Here is a 21,242-nt window from a genome sequence, read left to right on the forward strand (position 1 = left end):
TTAACAGTTTGTTAATAAATCGAAATTCAGGCCTCAGCCTTTTTTTCCCAACGGCCGGATTCCTCGGACCAATATTGTGCGGAACAGCCCGCACCGGTCAGGCTGCGCCATTGGCCACGTGCCACATCGACAGCAGTGGGATCATTGCCATCGAAAAGGATACAGACCCGTTCCAGCCGCTGCACCTCGTCCGGCGCAACCTCTGCGCCATCCACGATCATGACGCATTGCGGATTGTTTGCTGCCGCGGTCTCCAGTGTCAGCAAGACTGGCTGCGTGGCGTCATGCGGTCCACCCGCGATGCCGTGCGGCAGGAAGCCCTCTTCTGGCCCCAGCCATAGTTTCTGGTCCAGCCAGTCCATACGCGCGGCATCTGTTCCCCGCACCGCAACGCGCCAGCCCGCGCCAAGTGCCTTGCCCAGAAGCATGGGTAAGGTCGCCTCGAGCGGCTTTTGCGTCAGGTGGTAGAAATAGGCCGCGCCCATCGGATCAGTCTTTCACCTCGAACTTGTCTGCGATCAGACGGTCGAGTGCACGGACCCCCCATCCCGTTGCGCCCTTTGGTGACAGGTCCAGATCGGCCTTCACATGTGCAACACCCGCGATGTCGAGGTGAATCCATGGCATGTCGTCCTTGACGAACCGCTTGAGGAACTGCGCCGCCGTCACCGACCCGGCGGGACGACCGCCGATGTTCTTCATGTCGGCCACGGGCGATTTCAGCATGTCGTCATAGGCCTGACCCAAGGGCATACGCCACGCGCCTTCTTTCTCGGTCTCTGCGGATTTGAGGAACGCGTTGACCAGAGGTTCGTCGTTCGAATAGACGGCGGCGTTTTCATGCCCCAAGGCAATGATACAAGCCCCCGTGAGGGTGGCGAGGTCAATCATCGCGGCAGGTTTCTCGGTCTCTTGCGCATGCCACATGACATCGCACAGGACCAAGCGGCCTTCGGCATCGGTGTTCACCACTTCAATCGTGTCGCCTTTCATGGAGGCCACCACGTCACCCGGGCGCACCGCATTGCCCGAGGGCATGTTTTCCACAAGTCCAACCATGCCGACCACATTGGCCTTGGCCTTGCGTTTGGCGACTGCGTGCATGACGCCCGCAACCACACCCGCGCCGCCCATGTCCATGGTCATGTCTTCCATGCCAGCGGCAGGTTTGAGCGAGATGCCCCCCGTGTCGAACACGACACCCTTGCCGATCAGCGCCAGAGGTGCGTCGCCCTTGGCCCCGCCTTTCCAGCGCATGATGACCACTTTCGACGGGCTGTCAGACCCTTGTCCGACGCAAAGCAGTGCGCGCATGCCCAGCTTTTCCAGCGCCTTTTCTTCCAGCACCTCGACCTCGACACCCAGATCGCGCAGGGCTTCCAGCCGTTTGGCGAATTCGGTGGTGGTGAGCACGTTGGCGGGTTCATTCACAAGGTCACGGGTGAAATGCACGCCTTCGGCGACAGCAATGCGCGGAGCGGCGGCCACTTCGGCCTCTTCGGGTTTGGTACACATGAAAGTGGCCGGGCCGAATGGATCGCCTTTCTTGGTCTTGTGATCGTCAAAGCCATAGCCGCGCAATGCGACGCCCAAGGCGATCTCTTCGGGCCGCGCGGTGCCTTCGACCAGCACCGTCATCGCGGATGATCCGGCAGCGACCGCCAGAGCCGCCCCAGCCTTGCGCGCCAACTCCGGCGAAGGACGACGGGACAGTTTGACCAGATCGACCGCTTCAGCCTGAAGACCGACTGGCCATGCCAGCGTCATTGCCTTGCCTTCCGACATCTTGTCCCAAGCCTCTGATCCGGTTGCCCGTGCCAGCGCGCCCTTGGTGAGCCGATTCAACCGCCGGGCACCTGCGCTTAATTTGAGATCGGGCGTAATGAAGACCGCGATCCGGCCTTCTGCGGTCGCCAAAGCGTCGATATCGACCGGCACAAATGCGAGTGCGCGAAGTTCCGCCATGTTCTGCTCCGTATGTTGGTTTGGATATAGGGGTAGCGCCCGTGCACGCGGTTGACCAGAGGCTGGTTTTACCTCAAACCCTAGACCATGGGCCATCCCGGCCCACTCTATGTCGTGTGAAGGGGTCCGCTTTGCCAAGATTCGACAGATACGTGCTGTCGCAACTCATGGTCCTCTTTGGGTTCTTCGCGCTTGTGCTGGTCGCGGTCTACTGGGTGAACCGGGCTGTGGTGCTGTTTGACCGGCTGATCGCGGACGGTCATTCGGCGGGAGTGTTCCTTGAGTTTACCGCGCTCAGCCTGCCCGGCGTGATCGCGCTGGTGCTGCCAATGGCGTCATTTGCCGCTGCTGTCTACGTCACCAATCGGCTGATGGGCGACTCGGAACTGACGGTGGTGCAGGCCACCGGGTACAGCCCTTGGCGGTTGGCGCGACCCGTTGTAATGTTCGGTTTGATCGTGGCGCTGATGATGTCGGCGCTGACGCATGTTCTGGTGCCTGCGTCAATGGCGCAACTCAAGGAACGTGAGGTCGAGATTTCGGGGTCCGTCAGCGCACGGCTTTTGCGCGAGGGCGCCTTTCTGCATCCTGGACCCGGCGTGACCTTCTTTATTCGAGACATCACCCCAGAGGGCGAATTGCGCGATGTCTACCTGTCGGATCGTCGTCAGGACGACCGCGAGGTGACCTATACGGCCGAGCGCGCCTATGTGGTGCAGGCCGAGGAAGGTCCGCGTCTTGTCATGGTGAGCGGGCTGGCCCAGACGTTGCGGTCCGACACGCGCACCCTGTCGACGACGCTGTTTCAGGATTTCACTTACGATATCAGCACGCTGATCGTGCAAAACCAGAACCTCAGCCTGCGGCCACGGCACCTGCCGACATGGGATCTGCTAACGCGACCCGAAGCGATGGCCGCTTTGACCGATGTGCCGCTGGCGCGGATCAACGAGGAACTGCATGGCCGATTCCAGCAGGCCTTGCTGGGTCTGGTTGCCGCGCTGATCGGGTTCTCCACCTTGCTGACGGGCAGTTTCAGCCGCTTTGGCGTTGGGCGGCAGATCGTTGTGGCGATCTTTCTGCTGGTCCTCATCAAGCTGGTCGAAAGTGCGGTCACCGAGCCCACGCGAAACAACGCAGCCCTTTGGCCATTGATTTATCTGCCATCAGTGGTTGGCGTTGCCATGGCCGTCGGAGTGTTGCATCTGGCGGCGCGCCCGTTCCGCAAACCGCGCGGCGCTGCGATGACGGAGGTGTCGGCATGACGCTACATCTTTATTTCGCGCGCCGGTTTTTGTGGACGTTTCTTGCGATCTTTGGGATTTTCTTTTTGTTTCAGGTGCTTCTTGATCTGGTCGAACAAATCCGGCGGTTGGACAACTCGGTCAGTTTTCCCGAAGTGGTCAAGCTGACCCTGCTGAACACACCCGAGGGCATGTACCAGATCCTGCCCTTGGTGATGATCCTGTCCTCCATCGCGCTGTTCGTGGCATTGGCACGGTCGTCCGAACTGGTGGTGGCGCGTGCGGCGGGGCGGTCGGGCTTGACGGCGCTGGTGGGGCCGATTGTGGTGGCGGCGGTGATTGGCGGCTTGGCTGTGGCGATGGGCAACCCGATCGTGGCGGCAACGTCCAAGGCCTATTCTGACCTGCGCGAAACCTACCGCAATGGCGGCACCTCGGCGTTGTCTATCGGAGCCGAAGGGTTGTGGTTGCGCCAATCCGACCCACGCGGGCAAACGGTGATCCGGGCCGCGCGGGCGAACGCCAACGGAACCGTGCTTTATGACGTGATGTTCGTCGCCTATGCCGAAGGTGGCGGTCCAGTGCGCCGGATCGAGGCAGCAGAAGCTGAGCTGGCCAACGGGGCGTGGACCCTGCGGGAGGCCAAGGTCTGGCCGCTGGTGGCGGGGGTGAACCCGGAGACAAATTCGGTACTGCATGACGAATTGATCGTCGCCTCCACACTGACCGAGGACAGTATCAAGGATCGTTTTGGTCGGCCTTCGGCAATCTCGGTCTGGGAGCTGCAAGGGTTCATCACCGATCTTGAAGACGCGGGCTTTTCGGCGCGGCGTCATGCGGTGTGGCTGCAGATGGAACTCGCGCGGCCGGTATTTCTGATTTCGATGGTGCTGATCGGTGCGGCCTTCACGATGCGGCACAGCAGAATGGGCGGCACGGGGGTTGCGGTGTTGTCAGCGGTTCTTCTGGGCTTTTCATTGTATTACGTGCGAAACTTTGCGCAAATCCTAGGTGAAAACGGACAATTGAACGCATTGGCTGCAGCATGGGTGCCACCACTTGCGTCCGTGCTGTTGGCGCTGGGATTGATCCTGCACAGGGAGGACGGATGACTGTGCGATCCATTCTTGCCCTGATCGCCGTAGCGCTGCTGTGGTCTGCTCCCCTACACGCGCAATCCGGCGATGTGATGCTTTTGGCGGATCAGGTATTGGTCGAACAGGGCGGCGACACGCTTGTGGCGACGGGCAATGTCGAGGCGTTGCATGAAGGCACCCGACTGACTGCGTCATCCATCATCTACAACCGCGCCGCCAATACGCTTGAGATTCAAGGCCCGATCCGGATCACCCAACCCAATGGCGATGTGTTGACGGCAACGCAGGCGGAACTGGATCAGGGGTTTGAAAACGGGCTGCTGGAAAGCGCGCGCTTCGTTCTCGACGAACAGCTACAGATCGCCTCGGCCCGCGCGGCACGGGTGCAAGGGCGGTACACGGCGATGAGCCAAGTCGCCGCAACCTCGTGTCAGGTCTGCGGCAGTGACCGCCCCCCGCTTTGGGCGATCCGCGCCAGCCGCGTCGTGCACGACGCCGAAGAACGCCAAATCTATTTCGACAATGCACAGCTTCGGGTTCTTGGCGTGCCGGTGTTCTACATGCCCAGGATGCGCCTGCCTGACCCGACGCTGGAGCGGGCACGCGGGTTCATGATTCCCGAACTCAAGACAACGACTCTGCTGGGTTTCGGCATCAAGCTGCCGTACTTTATTCCGATTGGGGATCACGCCGATCTGACGCTGACCCCCTATGTGTCGCCCATCACACGGACGCTGGAGCTGCGCTACAGGCAGGCGTTCCGCACCGGCGACATCAAGGTGAACGGTGCGATCAGTCGCGACAATCTGGACAGCGGCGACTTGCGCGGTCTGTTCTTTGCGGAAGGCGCGTTCACCCTGCCCCGTAATTTCCGCCTGTCCTTCGACATCGAAGCCGTGAGCGACGACGCGTATCTTAACGACTACAACAGCGCCTTCAAAAAAGACCGACTGGACAGCGCTCTGACTTTGTCGCGCACCCAAAGGGACCGGTTCTTTTCGCTGGGCCTGATACATTACGAGAGCTTGACTGACGGCGAAAACAACGCGACCCAACCGACGATCATAGGCGATTTGCGGTACAATCGCCGGTACTTTCCCAAAGCAATCGGCGGCGAGGTGCGGCTTGGATTTCAAGTCCACGGCCACTACCGCTATTCGAACACAGATATCGACGGCAACGATGCCGACACAGTCGTCGACGGACGCGATGTGGGACGGGCCAATCTGGATCTGAGCTGGCGCGACCGCTGGACGCTTGCGGGTGGACTTCGTGCCGGTGCCGTGGCGCAGCTGTGGGTCGATCATTTCATCGTTGAACAAGATGCCGTGGCCGCTGGCGACTATACCGAGGTCACGCCTGCGGCATCGGTTGAGCTGCGCTGGCCCTTCGTCAAACAGACGGCAACGGGCGCACGCGTGCTGGTCGAACCCATTGCACAGGTCGGATGGATTGGCGGCGAACGGTCAGGTGTGCCGAATGACGAGAGCACGCGGGTCGAATTCGACGAAGGCAATCTGCTGTCGCTGTCGCGCTTTCCGGCACCCGACCGCCGCGAACGCGGTTTGATCGGCGCTGCCGGCTTGCGCTGGATGCGGCAGGACCCGGAAGGCTGGCGCGCTGCGCTGACATTGGGACGGGTCTGGCGCGACCAGGTGGACACGGCCTTTTCGCGGTCATCCGGGCAGGACAGCACCGCGTCCGATTGGCTGATTGCCGGACAATTCGCGCATCAGAACGGATTGCAGCTTTTGGCGCGCGGTCTGTATGACAGCGACCAAACCCGATTCACCAAGGCCGAGATGCGCGCGAATGTCACCCGTGACCGCTATACTTTGGGTGCGTCCTACATTCTGCTCACCACAGATCCGCTGGAAGACCGCGAAGACGCCCAGTCGCAATGGCGGGTCAATGGGCGCTACAATATCGACCGCAACTGGACTGCCACCGGCAGCACGCGATACGACATCGCCGAGGGGCAGTTCCTGAATGCAGGGGTTGGTGCGGAATACCGCAATGAATGTGTTGCGGTGGACTTTTCGGTCTCGCGCAGCTTTGCCTCTTCCACTAACCTTGAACCATCTACCGATTTCGGCCTGACCGTCGCGCTGACTGGCTTCAGCACTGGCGGCAGCGGCAAGGAGTACCGCCGTTCATGCAGCTACTGAACACGTCCATCCGCAAATTGAGCGCGCTTGCTCTTGGCATCACCTTGGCCTTTGGCCCTGTCTCGGCGCAGGCGCAAAACATGTTTGCCCCGGTCATCCGCATCAATGACAGCGTGGTCACCGCCTATGAACTCGAGCAGCGGCAACGGATGTTGACCGTGCTGAATGCGCCGGGCAACGCGGCAGAGCTGGCACGTGAACAGCTCATCGACGACCGTTTGCGGATACAAGCCGCCGAAGTCGCAGGCATTATCCCGTCGCCCGAAGAGGTGCTGGACGGGATGGAGGAATTTGCACAGCGCGCCAACCTCACCCGTGACGAGTTCATTCAGGCGCTTGAGGGCAACGGCGTGGCGGCACAGACCTTTCGCGACTTCGTCCGCGCGGGGCTAAGCTGGCGTCTGCTGGTTCAGGCGCGCTTTGCCGGGCGGGTGAATCTGTCGGAAGCGGAAATCGACCGCGCACTAGGAGCGTCGGGTAGATCGTCGGTGCGGGTTCTGTTGTCGGAAATCATCATGCCCGCCCCGCCGCAACAAGCCGAAGCGGTGCGCGCGCGCGCCGATCGGATCAGCCAGATCACGTCAGAGGCCGAATTCTCGGCCCAAGCCCGTCAGTTCTCGGCCACCGCCACACGCGGCGCCGGGGGCCGGTTGCCGTGGCAGAACCTTGAAGACCTGCCGCCTGTACTCCGCCCGCTTGTTCTGGCGCTGGCACCGGGCGAAGTGACCGATCCAATTCCAATCCCCAACGCCGTGGCCTTGTTCCAGCTGCGCGGTGTCGAGGAGACCGGCTTTACCGCGCCGACCTATTCGGCGATCGAATACGCAGCCTATTACCTGCCCGGAGGCCGGTCGGATGCGACGCTGGCGCAGGCGCGGGTGTTGGCCAGTCAGGTGGACCGCTGCGACGACCTTTACGGCATCGCCAAAGGCAAGCCCGAAGAAGCGCTGGAGCGTCAGGCGTTGCCACCCGCGGACATCCCCACAGACGTGGCATTCGAGCTGTCCAAACTTGATCCCGGCGAAGTGTCCACGGCGCTGACCCGGTCGAACGGCCAAACACTGATGTTCCTGATGCTCTGCGGGCGCACCGCCGAGGTCAATGACGACGTGGACCGCGACCAATTCGCTTTGGGACTCCGCAATCAGCGGCTCAATTCGCTTGCCGAAAGCTATCTGGCACAATTGCGTTCCGACGCCCGCATCGTCACGCAATGAGTGCAGCGCCGATTGCCCTGACCATCGGGGAACCTGCCGGGATCGGACCCGAGCTGGCAGAGATGGCATGGGAGGCGTTGCGCGGAGAGGTGCCGTTTTTCCTCATAGGCGACCCGGCGCATTTGCCCAACGGCACCGACTGGTCCGAGATTGCGGCCCCAGACGAAGTGACGCCCAAGACCAGCGTGCTTCCCGTGTTGGCGCATCGGTTCGAGGGGCCGCGCACCCCCGGCCAGCCGCAAGCGGAACAGGCCAAGGGCGTTGTGGCGGTGATCGAACGCGCCGTTGCACTGGCCGCGTCCGGCAAGGTGGGTGGTGTGTGCACCCTGCCAATCCACAAACAGGCGCTTCAGGAAGGGGCCGGGTTCGGGTTTCCCGGCCATACCGAGTTTCTGGCCCATCTGTGCGACACAAGCGACGTGGTGATGATGCTGGCCGGGCCACAACTGCGCGTGGTGCCGGTGACGATCCATATCCCGCTGTCAGAGGTCAAACTGGCGCTGACGGCTGATCTGCTGGAGACCCGCATTCGAATCACCCACACCGCGCTGGTGACGCAATTCGGGATCACACAGCCGCGGTTGGCGGTGGCGGGCCTCAACCCCCATGCGGGCGAAGGCGGGCGCATGGGGCGCGAAGAGATCGACGTGATTGCACCAGTGCTGGAGCGGTTGCGGGCGGAAGGCATGACGATTGCCGGGCCATTATCGGCGGACACGATGTTTCATGCCGCGGCTCGCACAGGGTATGACGCGGCGATCTGCATGTATCACGATCAGGCGCTGATCCCGATCAAAACGCTGGATTTCGACCGGGGAGTGAATGTGACGCTGGGCCTGCCGATCATCCGCACCTCGCCGGATCACGGCACCGCTTTTGACATTGCAGGCACCGGGCAGGCCAATCCGACTTCGACCATCGAGGCGCTGCGCATGGCGTGGCGGCTGGCGAATGCAGCGTCCTGACGACGGATCAGTTGGATGGGACAGAGTTTGCATATTTTGAAAAAGAAGAAGCAAGGGCCGCGCGCCTTGTGCGGAGGTTTCCATGCCCGCAATTGATTCCCTGCCGCCGCTGCGCGATGTGATCGCGACATATGAGTTGAGCGCGAAAAAGGCGTTGGGACAGAACTTTCTGCTCGACCTGAATCTGACCGCCAAGATCGCGCGTCAGGCGGGTGATTTGAGCGGGACAGATGTGCTTGAGGTCGGGCCTGGGCCGGGTGGACTGACACGCGGATTGCTCGTCGAGGGCGCGCGCAAGGTGCTGGCAGTGGAGAAAGACGCGCGGTGCTTGCCCGCACTGGCCGAGATTGCCGCGGTCTATCCGGGGCGGCTTGAGGTGATCGAGGGCGATGCGCTGCAGATCGACGCATTGGCGCATCTGACACCGCCGATCGCGATCTGTGCCAACCTGCCTTACAATGTCGGCACCGAATTGCTGGTGCGTTGGCTGACGCCTGCGGTTTGGCCGCCGGTGTGGTCAAGCCTGACGCTGATGTTTCAGAAAGAGGTTGCACAGCGGATTGTCGCCAAGCCGGGCGACAAGGCTTACGGTCGGCTGGCGGTGCTGGCGCAGTGGCGCGGTGACGCGCATATCGCGATGCATCTGCCGCCCGAGGCATTCAGCCCCCCGCCCAAGGTCAGTTCCGCCGTGGTGCATCTGCGCGCCCTGCCCGCGCCCCGGTTCGAAGCTGATGCCAAGGTGCTGGAGCGGGTTGTGGCGGCTGGGTTCAATCAACGGCGCAAAATGCTGCGCGCGTCGCTCAAGGGGCTGTCGCCGGATATCGAGGATCATCTGAACGCGGTCGGCATTCCCCCGACCGAGCGCGCCGAGCAGGTGTCAATCGAGGCGTTCTGCGCCTTGGCCCGACAATTGGCCTAACCGGCTGGAAACAGAAAAGCCGGGGAAAGCCCCGGCTTTTTCGTTTATTCAGCAGCGTCTGGCGTGCCCTGCTCTGCGGCGGGTTGTTCCGCCTTCGGCTCTGGCTTTTTGCGCGGCTTACGCGGCGCGCGGGGCTTCTTGGGCTTTTCCTCGGCCTTGGCTTCGGGAGTGTCCACAAGACCACTGTCAGTGCTGCTGTCGGATGCGTCAATCACATCAGGCTGCGGCGCATCGGCGGGGTCATTCACCGACTGAGCAGAATTTGAATTGTCCTGCTCCTGACGCTGCGGACGTTCGTTATCACGCTGCGTCTGGCGGTCGCGGTTTTCACGCTCTTGCTGTTCGCGGCGCGCATCTTGTTCACGCTGTGCTTCGCTGAGCAGACGCATGTAGTGTTCTGCGTGCTGTTGGAAGTTTTCCGCATTCACCCTGTCATTGCTGAGCTGGGCGTCGCGCGCGAGCTGGTTGTACTTGTCAATGATCTGTTGCGGCGTACCGCGCACCTTACCCTCGGGACCGGAGCTGTCGAACACACGGTTGACGACGTTTCCGACAGAATTCGGGCGGTTGCGGTTATTCTTATTCCGCGAACGTTTGTTTGAAGAACGCATCTGTAACTTTCCAGCCTTCTTTCAGCTGTTTTTGCGATTGCTGTGTGCGCTTTGTGCGCGGGTCCTGTGCAAAAGCATCCATGTTTGGGCTTACAATCGCGCGAGAGGGGTGCAAACCAGCCTCGACCGCTGCAATGACTCTGAGTAATCATGTCCGACCCCGGCTTACAAGTATAATTTGCGTCGAAAGGTTCGGATTTTCGATCTTAAAGGTCGGTTCGTGGCAGGTTTGCGCCGGAGACGACCCGATCCCTGCCATCAAGGTCGGGATGGATCGCCACTTTTGCAAGACCAGCCGCTTGAAACAGCTTGGCAACGGCTGCCCCTTGCGTCGGCCCTATTTCGACAATCAGGCGGCCGTGCGGAGTGAGATGCGCCCGGGCCCCGGCGGCAATGGCACGGTAGGCGGTCAGGCCGTCAGCTTCGTCTGTGAGCGCCATACGTGGCTCAAAGGCCAATTCTGGGGCGAGCCCCGGCATTTCGTTGGCCGCGATATAGGGCGGGTTGGACACGATCAGGTCAAAGTGCTGCCCCGCCGCCACCGCGTTAAACCACGCGCCATGCCCCCATGTCACCCGGTCCTGCACAGATACGCGCGCGGCGTTCTCTTGTGCAACCGACAGCGCATCTTCGCTCAGATCGGTGCCCGTACCTTGCGCAGTGGGACGTTCTGCCAGCAGGGTCAAGATAATGCAGCCTGATCCCGTTCCAAGATCGAGAACATGTGAAAAGTCGCCTGCAAGCCCTTGTTCAATCAAGATTTCTGTCTCGGGGCGCGGATCGAGCACTGCAGAATTCACGCGGAAATCGCGGCCGAAAAAGGCGCGCGTGCCAATCAGATGGGATACAGGTTCACGTCGGCCGCGTCTTTCGATCAGCGCACCTAGATTTTCAACTTGGGCCTCTGAGATCATGTCCGGCAGCACAAGGGTCAGCCGCCCCGGAGCAACGCCCAGCACATGCGCCATGATGCGTCGCGCATCGCGGGCCGGGTCGTCAATACCTGCCTCGCGCAGCCGTGCGACCGCAAGGGACAGCGCCTGGGTTCCAGTCATGCCCCCATCTCGGCCAGCAGTGTGGCCTGTGCATCGGCAGTGAGCGCGTCGATGATCTCATCGAGATCGCCCGCCATCACCGCATCAAGCTTGTAGAGCGTCAGGCCGATCCGATGGTCGGTCAGGCGCCCCTGCGGGAAGTTGTAGGTGCGGATGCGTTCGGAGCGATCACCAGAGCCGACCTGACTTTTGCGATTGGCCGAGCGTTCGGCATCGACCTTTTGCCGCTCCATATCGAAGAGGCGCGTGCGCAACACCTGCATCGCGATCTCGCGGTTGCGGTGCTGGGATTTTTCGGAACTGGTGACCACGATCCCACTGGGAATGTGGGTGATGCGCACCGCCGAATCGGTGGTGTTGACGTGCTGCCCACCTGCGCCGGAACTGCGCATGGTGTCGATGCGCAGGTCGTTTGTGTTGATCTGGATGTCCACATCCTCGGCCTCGGGCAGAACCGCCACAGTTGCGGCAGAGGTGTGGATGCGCCCGCCTGATTCCGTCTCGGGCACGCGCTGTACGCGGTGGACGCCGGATTCGTATTTCAGTCGGGCAAAGACATTGGTTCCCGTGATATGCGCCACGACTTCCTTGATGCCGCCGATCTCGGTTGATTGTTCCTCTATGATGTCGAACCGCCAGCCGCGCGCTTCGGAATAGCGCTGGTACATGCGCAACAGGTCACCGGCGAACAATGCTGCCTCTTCGCCGCCCGTTCCGGGGCGGATTTCAAGCATGGCAGGCCGCGCATCGGCCTTGTCGCGGGGCAAAAGCGCGAGCTGCAGCGCATGTTCGACCTTGGGCAAACGCGCCTTGAGGTCGGGCAGTTCTTCCTGAGCCAATTCCCGCATTTCGGGATCCGACAACATCGCTTCGGCATCAGAGATGTCGGCGCGCACCTGTTTCCATTCAGCGATCTGTTCAACCACTGGCCGCAGATCCGAGTATTCCTTGCCGATGGCTGCAATGTCGCCCGACCCTTCGGCCATCTGGGCCTCAAGGTATTCAAAACGCGATGTGATCTGGTGCAAGCGGTCTTCGGGGATCATGCGGTTCTGTCGGGCATCAACGCCTTGCGGTCAAGGCCTATCCGCCCAGCCGGTCCAGCCAGCCATCCACACGCGCCTTGTTCACGCCCATGTCGGATTGGCCGAACCGAAGGCGCGCGAACAGTTCCAGCACGGCCTCGTTCTCCATCACGGTGGTGTAATCGGGAAAGCCCATCCATTGGGACCGGGTGACATAGGTGACCTTGCCCTCTTCCACACTTCCCGTCAGCACTTCGGTGCGCGGGGTGGCCAGGATGATACGGTCAAGCGTGGCAAAGGTGCCGTCGGTTGCCGGGATGCGACGGCGCACGCCTCCGGCCAGATCCTGATCAGCCGTCACTTTGGGGTCCACATGCCAAGCGGCAGGGTCCGATGGCGCGAGCCTGATCCACGCCAGACCTGCAACCACAATGAGCACAACCGCCCAGAAGAACATTTTCACGACGTCCTTATCCTTGCCTCAATGGGGCACCGGCCCCTTGCTCACGCGCACTGAACTTCAGGCGCGGCGCGTCCACCCCCACAGCGACAGAATCTCTGTCGCGACATGGGCGCCCGCCACGGCTGTAATACCTGATGTATCGAAAGGCGGGCTGACTTCAACCACATCGCCCCCCATTAGTTCGATCCCGGCGATATTCCGCAGGATGACGGCAATATCTGCTGTTGACGGCCCTCCCCAGACGGGCGTGCCGGTGCCGGGGGCAAAGGCAGGGTCGAGGCAATCAATGTCGAAGGTGAGGTAGGTTGGGTAATCCTTTAGGATTTCACAGATTTGTTCCACGACGGCTTCGGGCCCGATACGGTGCATTTCGCGCGCGTCGATGATGTTGAAGCCCAGCGTGTCAGGGTTGTCGGTGCGGATGCCGACCTGAACCGACCGCGCCGGATCTACCAGACCCAGCTTGACCGCCTTGTAAAGGAACGTCCCGTGGTCGATCCGCTCCATATCGTCATCGGCCCAGGTGTCGGTGTGGGCGTCGAATTGCAGCAGGCTTAGGGGGCCGTATTTTTCGGCATAGGCCTCAAGGATCGGCAGGGTGATGTAGTGGTCGCCACCCAGCGTCACCGTCGCTGTGTCCTGTGCCAGAATGCCCGCGATATGGGATTTTAGCGTTTCGGGAAACTCTGACACTTTGGCATAGTCGAAGGCCAGATCGCCGTAATCGGCAATCGCGAAGTCTTCGAGCACATTGTAATCCCAACCGTATGGCTTGTCGTAGGGCTGAAGGCTGGAGGCCTCGCGGATGGCGCGGGGGCCAAAGCGTGTGCCGGTGCGGTGCGTTACGGCCTGATCAAAGGGCACGCCGGTGATGGCGATGTCCACATTGGTCAGGTCCTTGGTATAGCGCCGCCGCAGGAACGATGTGGCACCGGCAAAGGCGTTCTCGAAACTTGCCCCTTTGAGATCATCGCGGGTGAAGGCGTGGTCGATTTGGGTTTTGGCGTCTTCAAGGCCCATGGTTTACACTCCGTGACGGGTTTCGATCACTCGGGCGAAAAACGACGCGCCGATGGGTGCCACCTCGTCGTTGAAGTCAAACGCGGGATGGTGGCAGGACGGCCCAATCCCCTGCCCCAGCATCAGATAACTTCCGGGCCGCGCCTCGAGCATATAGGAAAAATCCTCAGCCCCCATTTCGGGCGCGCGGTCACTGATCACGTTGCTATCGCCCACCACCTCTTGGGCGACACGCACGGCAAAATCTGTCTGAGCATGGTGGTTGATGGTGGCGGGGTAATTGCGAACGTAGTCCAGCTTTGCCGTGACGCCGTAGCTGGCCGCCTGCCCCGCAACGATCTCTGCGAAGCGGCGTTCAACCATATCGCGCAGGTCGGGATCAAAGCTGCGCACTGTGCCTGCAAGACGCATGGTTTCCGGGATCACGTTGGTGGCGCTGCCGGTCTGCAAGATGGTCAGCGACACCACCAGCGGCAGGCGCGGATCGGCGTTGCGCGACGGGATTGTTTGCAACGCCTGCCCGATGGCAAGTCCGCAGGGCACCGGGTCTAACGTGGTGTGGGGAAACGCGCCGTGACCGCCCTTGCCGGTGATCGTGATCTCGAAATCATCCACCGCCGCCATGATCGGACCGGGACAGGTGTTGAACACGCCCACATCGCCGAATGGATCAGTGTGCAGCGCGAAGACCTCTTGGATGCCGAACCGATCCATGATGCCTTCTTCGACCATGATGCGGGCACCGCCCACGGTTTCTTCTGCTGGCTGAAAAATCAATGCGACGGTGCCTTTGAAGTTCCGGGTTTCCGCCAGATAGCGGGCAGCCCCCAAAAGCATCGTCGTGTGACCGTCATGGCCGCAGGCATGCATCTTGCCGGGAATGGTGGACGCATAATCAACGCCAGTGGTCTCTTCGATGGGCAGCGCGTCCATATCAGCCCGCAGGCCAGTCACCGGGCCGTCGCCCTGCCCCCGGATCAAAGCCACAACACCCGATTGTGCAATGCCTTCGTGGATTTCGTCGACACCAAACTCCTTGAGCCTTTCAACCACAAACGCCGCCGTTTCATGGCAGTCGAGGCTCAGTTCGGGATGCATGTGCAAGTGCCGACGCCATGTCTTCATGTCCTCGGCGTAATCGCCGATCCGGTTGATGATAGCCATGGGTGGACTCCCTCGCGCTGATACCGCATCCCTGCATCTAATCCCGAAGCACGGAGGCCTGCAATGTCCGATGACCTGATCCATGACCCCAAGGGGGGTATGCCCCGGCTTTTGGAAATCATGCGTCGCTTGCGCGATCCCGAAACAGGCTGTCCGTGGGACATCGAACAGAATTTCGCGTCCATCGCGCCCTACACGATCGAAGAGGCCTATGAGGTGGCAGACGCCATCGAACGCGAGGCGTGGGACGAGCTGAAAGGCGAGTTGGGCGATCTGCTGTTGCAGTCGGTCTATCACACGCAGATGGCCGAAGAGGCGGGCATGTTCAGCTTTGACGATGTGGCCAATGCGATCAGCGACAAGATGGTAGCGCGGCATCCGCATGTGTTCGGTGATGAAAGCCGGGACAAATCCGCCGAACAGCAGGTTCTGGACTGGGAAAAGATCAAGGCGGCGGAACGTGCGGGCAAGCAGGAAACCGGCGTGCTGGACGGGGTGGCCAAGGGTCTGCCTGCACTGACGCGGGCTTCGAAACTCCAGAACCGCGCTGCGCGGGTCGGGTTTGACTGGCCGTCGACGGACGAGGTCTTGGACAAGATCGTCGAGGAAGCACAGGAGTTGCGCGAGGTGCGAGACGATGCCGAGCGGTTCGAGGAGTTTGGAGACCTGCTGTTCGTGATGGTCAATCTGGGTCGCCATATGGGGCTTGACCCCGAAGCGGCGTTGCGCGCCACGAATGCCAAGTTCACCCGCCGCTTCGAAAGCATTGAAGCTGCGCTGGCCGCTGAAGGGCGGACGCCGAAGGACAGCAATCTGACCGAAATGGACGCGCTTTGGGATGCCGCAAAGGCGGTGGAGAAGGCGCAACGGATCACTTCGAAATCGTCCAGCTGACCCAAGTTCGAAAGCAGGACAAGCGCGCAGGTCTGACCGCCCTTAAATCACCAACGTGCCAACATAGTCTTACCACGTTGCGACACGATCAGGTTTGAACGGTAAGAGTTTGACTTTGTTGCGAGACGCATAAAATGGGACAGGATTTCCAAAAACGGATTGATCTGGCACCCGGCCTTTTCCTCAGGCCCCGGCCTTCGAACCTTGGCGGTTCTGGCGCATCGGTCACACTGGGCGGAAAGCCGCAGTTGCCCGAAGACTATGACTGGCCAGAAGGTCTAGTGTTTTACGCGCAGGTCAATCTCGATCTGGTGCCGCGTCGTTTCGAACACGATGGCAAAAGCTACACCCTCGACCAACTGCCGGAACACGGAACCCTGTTCTTCTTTCTCCCGCTCTTTGGCGATTTTGTCTATCAGGGCGACGCGCGGGTCATATATGTCCCCCACGACGTGTCACACCTGCCCGAACGGGAGCCGCCCGATAGCCTTGGCGATCTGCGCGAAGAGGAATTCAACTGGTCAGCCTATTGGATCGACACTGTGGGCCTCTCCCCATGTGGACGTCTGCTCTACCGCCAGTATGCCGATCTGATGCCCTTCCTGACGGTCCGATGGATTGACGGGCTGAGCGCGCACCTTGGCACTATCAGCAAAGAGGATCTGAGTGCCATCAACGCCTTGAGCAAGGACCTTGTCGCGCAGGCATTGGATCAGAGCCCTTTGCCCGAACCCATGGACAGGTACCATCTTTACGCGCCGCAAATGGACACGCGCTTCTGGTGGGACTTTCCGATCCTCGACAAGGGGCTTTTCGGGTGGCATTTCATCTTTGAATGGTCAAAGCAATTCCAGATCGAAAGTCTTGATCTCGGGCTGAAGCACGGAAAGCGCTATCTGGCCCAGGTCGGAGACAACGAACAGCTGCGCGTTTTGCTGGGCGTCTTCGAGGAAAACCGCAGAACCGTCAACGCTGCGGAATACAACAAGCCCGGGCTTGCGGGCTGGAAAACCAAGTTCGTCAAGCCGATGATCCCGGAAGGTGGGAAATTCGATGTTCGGGCAAAGAAATGGATGACCTACGCCCAATCCCGCACAGGGAGTGTTCCCGTCGAAACGGCACGGCGGTTCTTCGAATTCCTGAATGAGATCAACACGTTCCTCGCGGACGAAGGCGAACATATCGGCATCGATGCAATCGACAGCTGGATCATCGGCCACGACAAGGACAGCTTTACAACCAAAGAACTTGCAAAGACCGCCCTTCAGACGGCGATGAAACGCGTTGCCACACACAAGGATCGGGACCGGACAGCGGTCGCGCGGGTCCGGCGCATGAGCGAGGACAAGATGAAAGCCTGCCGGGACCCCGAACTGGTGGCCGCCTACTGGGACAGCAAGCTATACGCAGAGACGCAGGTTCTTGGTGAAGAGGTCGACCAGTTCTATCGCACACCGCTTGAGCCTCCACAGCTTCTGGGTGCCCCCGTCTGCATTCAACCCCAAGTCGACGACATCGCCGCGCAGAACGTGCTGCTTTTGCAGATCACTTACGGGTTCGGCACGCAGGTATGCAGCCCGGACGGGAGTATTCAGCTTTGGATCAAACCCGAGGATTTGGAAAACCGCAGTTTTGACCGCGTCGCGTATACGTATTTTTATTCGTGACGTCTGTCTTGCACCAACGCGCATGACCGCGATGCGCAGGCATGCAAAAGAAAAACGCGCCCTGAGCCAGAGCGCGCTTTTCGAAAATCACAAAGTTCCGACGCTTACTGAGCTTCGTTGATGAACTTCACCGCGTCGCCGAATGTCTGGATGGTTTCGGCTGCGTCATCCGGAATCTCGATGCCGAACTCTTCTTCGAAAGCCATAACCAGCTCAACGGTGTCGAGGCTGTCAGCGCCGAGGTCGTCGATGAACGACGCGTTCTCAACCACTTTGTCCTCTTCGACACCAAGGTGCTCGACAACAATTTTCTTAACGCGATCTGCGACGTCGCTCATGTTTTCTTCCTCACAGTTTCGTCGGCGCGGAGGCCGGGTTAGCCCGCGCCCGGGCGGAATTGATCGTGCCCTTACGGGCGGCGGTTTGTGTCCACATGGAACACCTAAGACCGACACTGCCCGAAAGTCACCGGGATGGTCCAAAACCTGCGCCGCTATAGCACATGGAATCGGGATGGCAAACGCTTTCAATGCAATCGCGTGCACGAAGAAATCTATGTGATTTCAGGGATTTCTGCACCTGCACAATCTCTCTTTCCCCTGTGAAATCAGAGCATTGCCATGCCGCCATTCACATGAAGCGTGGTTCCCGTGACATAAGCTGCCTCGGCACTGGCAAGATAAAGAACCGCCGCAGCGATCTCTTCCGGGGTGCCCATGCGGCCCGAGGGAATCTGTGTCAGGATAGTGGATTTCTGATCATCGGTCAGCTTGTCGGTCATCGCTGTTTGGATAAAGCCGGGTGCGACGGCGTTCACCGTGATGCCGCGCGAGGCGACCTCGTAGGCCAGCGATTTCGACATACCGACCATGCCCGCCTTGGCGGCGGCATAGTTGCCCTGCCCCGGATTGCCCGTGGCACCGACGACGGACGAGATGTTCACGATGCGGCCCCAACGCGCCTTCATCATGCCGCGCAATACGCCTTTGCAGAGCTTGAATGTGGCGGTCAGGTTAACATCGATGACCGACTGCCATTCATCATCTGACATCCGCATGAAGAGGTTGTCGCGGGTGATGCCGGCGTTGTTCACAAGGATGTCGACGCTGCCCATCGCATCGGCGGCCTGTTTCGGCAAGGCTGCCACGGCCTCGGGATCGCTGAGGTTGCAGGGCAGGACATGAGCGCGGTCGCCCAGTTCAGCCGCCAACGCCTCGAGCGGTTCGGTGCGGGTGCCGGACAGGCCAACCGTGGCCCCCGCATTGTGCAATGCGCGGGCGATTTCACCGCCTATGCCACCGGATGCGCCTGTGATCAACGCGGTTTTGCCTGTCAGATCGAACATGTCGTGGTCCTTTTCATATCGTTTTAGTCTTGGGCACACAGAAGCTTCGCTTAAAGATCCTGTAGCCGGCCATTAAATTCCGGGCTCAGCTCTCTTGCGTTGCGGCCTGCACGTCGGCAGCCGATCCAACGGCGCGCGTCGCCGCCGACCGTTCGATCCGGCGCACCATGCCGATCAGGGCTTTGCCTGCGCCGACTTCCCAGAAGTCGTCCACGCCCTGCCCGACCATCCAGTTCACGGATTCGCGCCAACGCACCGCACCGGTGATCTGCTCGACCAGCAGCGCGCGGATGGTTTCGGGATCGCTGACCGCCTCGGCGCGGACGTTCGCCACTACCGGCACCACCGGCGCGTTGATCGTCACACTACCCAAGGCATCGGCCATCGCCTCGGCTGCGGGGGCCATGAGGGCACAATGGAACGGGGCGCTGACAGGCAGCAGAACCGCGCGTTTCGCACCTGCCTCTTTCGCCAGATCGACCGCGCGTTCGACAGCCGCCTTGTGTCCAGAGACGACAACCTGCCCCGGATCGTTGTCATTGGCCGCCGCGCACACCTCGCCCTGCGCTGCGGCCTCAGCCACGCGGCGCACGTCCTCAAGGCCCAGCCCAAGCACTGCTGCCATAGCGCCAACACCCACGGGAACGGCGTCCTGCATCGCGGTGCCACGTGCCCGCAACAACCTTGCCGCGTCAGACACCGACAGCGCCCCGGCGGCGGTCAACGCGGAATATTCGCCAAGCGAATGACCAGCCACATACGCACCCGATCCTATAGCGATGCCCTCAGCCTCTAGTGCTCGCATCGCCGCGATTGAGGTGGCCATGAGCGCCGGTTGCGCATTGGCGGTCAGGGTCAGCGTTTCGATCTCGCCATCCCAAATCAGCGCCGACAACTTTTCCCCAAGCGCGTCGTCCACCTCTTCGAACACTGCGCGGGCGGTTGGATAGGCTTCGGCCAGATCCTTGCCCATCCCTATGGTTTGCGCCCCTTGTCCGGGAAATAGAAAAGCTCGGCTCACGGCATGCCTCCTTGATTGGTCCACATGCCATTACAACCCGTGCCGCAGCGACGCAACGTTGCTGCACTCATTCTGTGCATTGGCGAAGATTGCGCCCCGCGCATCCGGCGATAGCTGTGGGCTAACAGATTTACATTGGAGGCACCTTATGCCCGCCACGAACACCACCGCCCGCTATGGCTCTGTCGCCAAGACATTCCACTGGTTGACCGCGCTTGGCATCCTTGCCGTGATCCCGCTTGGGATCATCGCCAATGACCTGCCGTATGAGACGGCCGAGCAGCTTGCAGAAAAGGCGTGGCTTTTCTCGTTGCACAAGACGGTGGGGGTGACACTGTTTTTCGTCGCCCTTGCCCGTATCCTCTGGGCGCTGAGCCAACCGAAACCCGCGCCATTGCACCCAGACCGCAAGGCCGAGACGCTTTTGGCCGAGATCGTGCACTGGCTGCTGTATGGATCATTGGTGCTGGTGCCTTTGTCCGGCTGGGTTCATCACGCAGCGACGGAAGGCTTTGCACCGATCTGGTGGCCGTTCGGGCAAAATCTGCCGTTGGTTCCCGAAAGCCTGACCTTGTCGGAAACCGCAGCGGGCCTGCATATCGTGTTCGAACGAGTGCTGATCGTGTCCTTGATCTTGCACATCGCAGGCGCGGTCAAACATGCTGTGATAGACAAGGACGACACCCTTGCGCGTATGTTGCCGGGCCGCCGCGTTGCGGTCACACCGACATTGCACACACAGCGCAAAGTTTTGCCGCCGATGCTCGCCGTTGTTGTCTGGGCCGCCGCGATTGGCGTTGGGAGCGTTCTGGGGGTCTATCATAAAGGCACTGCCATAGCCGCCGAGGCACCCGCGCTGCAACAGGTCGAGAGCGATTGGGCGATGACCGACGGCACGTTGGGGATCACCGTGCAACAAATGGGCTCTGGCGTGTCGGGCCGTTTCACAGAGTGGACCGCAGCCATCACCTTTGACGAGACCGTCAGCACAGGTGTTGCCGGGTTCGTAGATGTCGAAATAGCGATCACGTCCCTCACGCTTGGGTCGGTCACACAGCAGGCGATGGGCTCAGACTATTTCGCCAGCGCCGAGTTTCCGACAGCCCGCTTCACGGCAGATCTTTTGTCAACCGAGACAGGCTATATCGCCGAAGGTACGCTGACCATGCGCGGGGTGGAGCAGCCAGTATCTCTGCCATTCGATCTGACTTTAGAGGACGATACCGCGCGGGTTCAGGGCAAAACCGAATTGGACCGACGCAGGTTCGACATCGGCGCGGGCATGATGGATGAGGGACAGCTTGGTTTTGCCGTCAGTGTTATGGTCGACCTCATGGCAGTGCGCGGCGGGGAAACCGCCAACTGACCAAAGGCCTCACACGGACAATAAAAAACCCCGGGC

20 protein-coding genes are annotated in these 21,242 nt (G+C 60.8%); 9 read left to right on the plus strand and 11 right to left on the minus strand.

Annotated features, from left to right (window positions below):
• Positions 1 to 26 precede the first annotated feature (26 nt).
• Together ACK3EW_RS10500 and ACK3EW_RS10505 are read right to left on the minus strand one after the other, a co-directional pair.
• The gene (locus tag ACK3EW_RS10500) at positions 27 to 485 is read right to left on the minus strand and encodes a DNA polymerase III subunit chi (protein ID WP_493809517.1); all 459 of its coding nucleotides are present in this window, start codon (positions 483 to 485) and stop codon (positions 27 to 29) included.
• Between the two features lie 4 nt (positions 486 to 489).
• Positions 490 to 1,965, minus strand: a complete 1,476-nt coding sequence (locus ACK3EW_RS10505; RefSeq protein ID WP_493809518.1) for a leucyl aminopeptidase — start codon at positions 1,963 to 1,965, stop codon at positions 490 to 492.
• Positions 1,966 to 2,096: 131 nt separating this feature from the next.
• Between ACK3EW_RS10505 and lptF the strand changes: the two genes are divergently transcribed.
• The 6 genes from lptF (at position 2,097) to rsmA (ending at position 9,575) form a co-directional block, all read left to right on the plus strand.
• Positions 2,097 to 3,230, plus strand: a complete 1,134-nt coding sequence (gene lptF, locus ACK3EW_RS10510; protein ID WP_493809519.1) for an LPS export ABC transporter permease LptF — start codon at positions 2,097 to 2,099, stop codon at positions 3,228 to 3,230.
• Positions 3,227 to 4,321: an LPS export ABC transporter permease LptG gene (lptG, locus tag ACK3EW_RS10515; RefSeq protein ID WP_085631980.1), complete on the plus strand. Its 1,095-nt coding sequence runs from the start codon at positions 3,227 to 3,229 to the stop codon at positions 4,319 to 4,321. Before lptF ends, lptG begins: the two co-directional genes overlap by 4 nt.
• Positions 4,318 to 6,474 carry an LPS-assembly protein LptD gene (locus ACK3EW_RS10520; RefSeq protein WP_493809520.1) on the plus strand — a complete coding sequence of 719 codons (2,157 nt, stop codon included), beginning with the start codon at positions 4,318 to 4,320 and terminating at the stop codon, positions 6,472 to 6,474. Before lptG ends, ACK3EW_RS10520 begins: the two co-directional genes overlap by 4 nt.
• On the plus strand, positions 6,462 to 7,691 hold the full coding sequence (locus ACK3EW_RS10525) for a peptidylprolyl isomerase (RefSeq protein WP_493809521.1): 1,230 nt from the start codon (positions 6,462 to 6,464) through the stop codon (positions 7,689 to 7,691). Before ACK3EW_RS10520 ends, ACK3EW_RS10525 begins: the two co-directional genes overlap by 13 nt.
• Complete coding sequence (pdxA, locus tag ACK3EW_RS10530) at positions 7,688 to 8,656, plus strand: 4-hydroxythreonine-4-phosphate dehydrogenase PdxA (RefSeq protein ID WP_493809522.1); 969 nt, start codon at positions 7,688 to 7,690, stop codon at positions 8,654 to 8,656. Before ACK3EW_RS10525 ends, pdxA begins: the two co-directional genes overlap by 4 nt.
• A gap of 82 nt (positions 8,657 to 8,738) precedes the next feature.
• Positions 8,739 to 9,575: a 16S rRNA (adenine(1518)-N(6)/adenine(1519)-N(6))-dimethyltransferase RsmA gene (gene rsmA / locus ACK3EW_RS10535; RefSeq protein ID WP_493809523.1), complete on the plus strand. Its 837-nt coding sequence runs from the start codon at positions 8,739 to 8,741 to the stop codon at positions 9,573 to 9,575.
• A gap of 44 nt (positions 9,576 to 9,619) precedes the next feature.
• On the opposite strand, the gene ACK3EW_RS10540 is transcribed toward rsmA, so the two are convergent.
• The 6 genes from ACK3EW_RS10540 to ACK3EW_RS10565 all read right to left on the minus strand — a co-directional run bounded on the left by ACK3EW_RS10540 (position 9,620) and on the right by ACK3EW_RS10565 (position 14,913).
• Entirely contained in the window at positions 9,620 to 10,186 is a 567-nt protein-coding gene (locus ACK3EW_RS10540; protein WP_493809524.1) for a DUF4167 domain-containing protein, read from the minus strand.
• Positions 10,187 to 10,392: 206 nt separating this feature from the next.
• A complete protein-coding gene (gene prmC / locus ACK3EW_RS10545; RefSeq protein WP_493809525.1) occupies positions 10,393 to 11,241 on the minus strand; it encodes a peptide chain release factor N(5)-glutamine methyltransferase in 849 nt (282 codons plus the stop codon).
• Positions 11,238 to 12,287 carry a peptide chain release factor 1 gene (gene prfA / locus ACK3EW_RS10550; RefSeq protein WP_493809526.1) on the minus strand — a complete coding sequence of 350 codons (1,050 nt, stop codon included), beginning with the start codon at positions 12,285 to 12,287 and terminating at the stop codon, positions 11,238 to 11,240. The genes prmC and prfA overlap by 4 nt, the downstream gene beginning before the upstream one ends.
• A 37-nt stretch (positions 12,288 to 12,324) precedes the next feature.
• Entirely contained in the window at positions 12,325 to 12,723 is a 399-nt protein-coding gene (locus ACK3EW_RS10555) for a DUF1499 domain-containing protein (RefSeq protein ID WP_493809721.1), read from the minus strand.
• A gap of 63 nt (positions 12,724 to 12,786) precedes the next feature.
• Entirely contained in the window at positions 12,787 to 13,749 is a 963-nt protein-coding gene (speB, locus tag ACK3EW_RS10560) for an agmatinase (protein WP_493809527.1), read from the minus strand.
• Between the two features lie 3 nt (positions 13,750 to 13,752).
• The gene (locus ACK3EW_RS10565; RefSeq protein WP_493809528.1) at positions 13,753 to 14,913 is read right to left on the minus strand and encodes a M20 aminoacylase family protein; all 1,161 of its coding nucleotides are present in this window, start codon (positions 14,911 to 14,913) and stop codon (positions 13,753 to 13,755) included.
• 63 nt (positions 14,914 to 14,976) lie between these two features.
• Between ACK3EW_RS10565 and mazG the strand changes: the two genes are divergently transcribed.
• Together mazG and ACK3EW_RS10575 are read left to right on the plus strand one after the other, a co-directional pair.
• On the plus strand, positions 14,977 to 15,807 hold the full coding sequence (gene mazG / locus ACK3EW_RS10570) for a nucleoside triphosphate pyrophosphohydrolase (RefSeq protein ID WP_493809529.1): 831 nt from the start codon (positions 14,977 to 14,979) through the stop codon (positions 15,805 to 15,807).
• 134 nt (positions 15,808 to 15,941) lie between these two features.
• Entirely contained in the window at positions 15,942 to 17,474 is a 1,533-nt protein-coding gene (locus tag ACK3EW_RS10575; protein WP_493809530.1) for a DUF1963 domain-containing protein, read from the plus strand.
• A 104-nt stretch (positions 17,475 to 17,578) separates the two neighbouring features.
• Here the strand turns inward: ACK3EW_RS10575 and ACK3EW_RS10580 are convergent, their stop codons facing one another.
• The 3 genes from ACK3EW_RS10580 to fabD all read right to left on the minus strand — a co-directional run bounded on the left by ACK3EW_RS10580 (position 17,579) and on the right by fabD (position 19,840).
• Complete coding sequence (locus ACK3EW_RS10580; RefSeq protein WP_085631956.1) at positions 17,579 to 17,812, minus strand: acyl carrier protein; 234 nt, start codon at positions 17,810 to 17,812, stop codon at positions 17,579 to 17,581.
• A 269-nt stretch (positions 17,813 to 18,081) separates the two neighbouring features.
• The gene (fabG, locus tag ACK3EW_RS10585; protein WP_493809531.1) at positions 18,082 to 18,819 is read right to left on the minus strand and encodes a 3-oxoacyl-ACP reductase FabG; all 738 of its coding nucleotides are present in this window, start codon (positions 18,817 to 18,819) and stop codon (positions 18,082 to 18,084) included.
• Between the two features lie 85 nt (positions 18,820 to 18,904).
• Positions 18,905 to 19,840, minus strand: coding sequence for an ACP S-malonyltransferase (gene fabD, locus ACK3EW_RS10590; RefSeq protein ID WP_493809532.1), 936 nt, complete (start codon positions 19,838 to 19,840; stop codon positions 18,905 to 18,907).
• A 148-nt stretch (positions 19,841 to 19,988) separates the two neighbouring features.
• On the opposite strand from fabD, the gene ACK3EW_RS10595 reads away from it, so the two are divergent.
• Complete coding sequence (locus ACK3EW_RS10595) at positions 19,989 to 21,206, plus strand: cytochrome b/b6 domain-containing protein (RefSeq protein ID WP_493809533.1); 1,218 nt, start codon at positions 19,989 to 19,991, stop codon at positions 21,204 to 21,206.
• Positions 21,207 to 21,242 lie beyond the last annotated feature (36 nt).

Source organism: Marivita sp. NO-S04, from assembly GCF_059070475.1.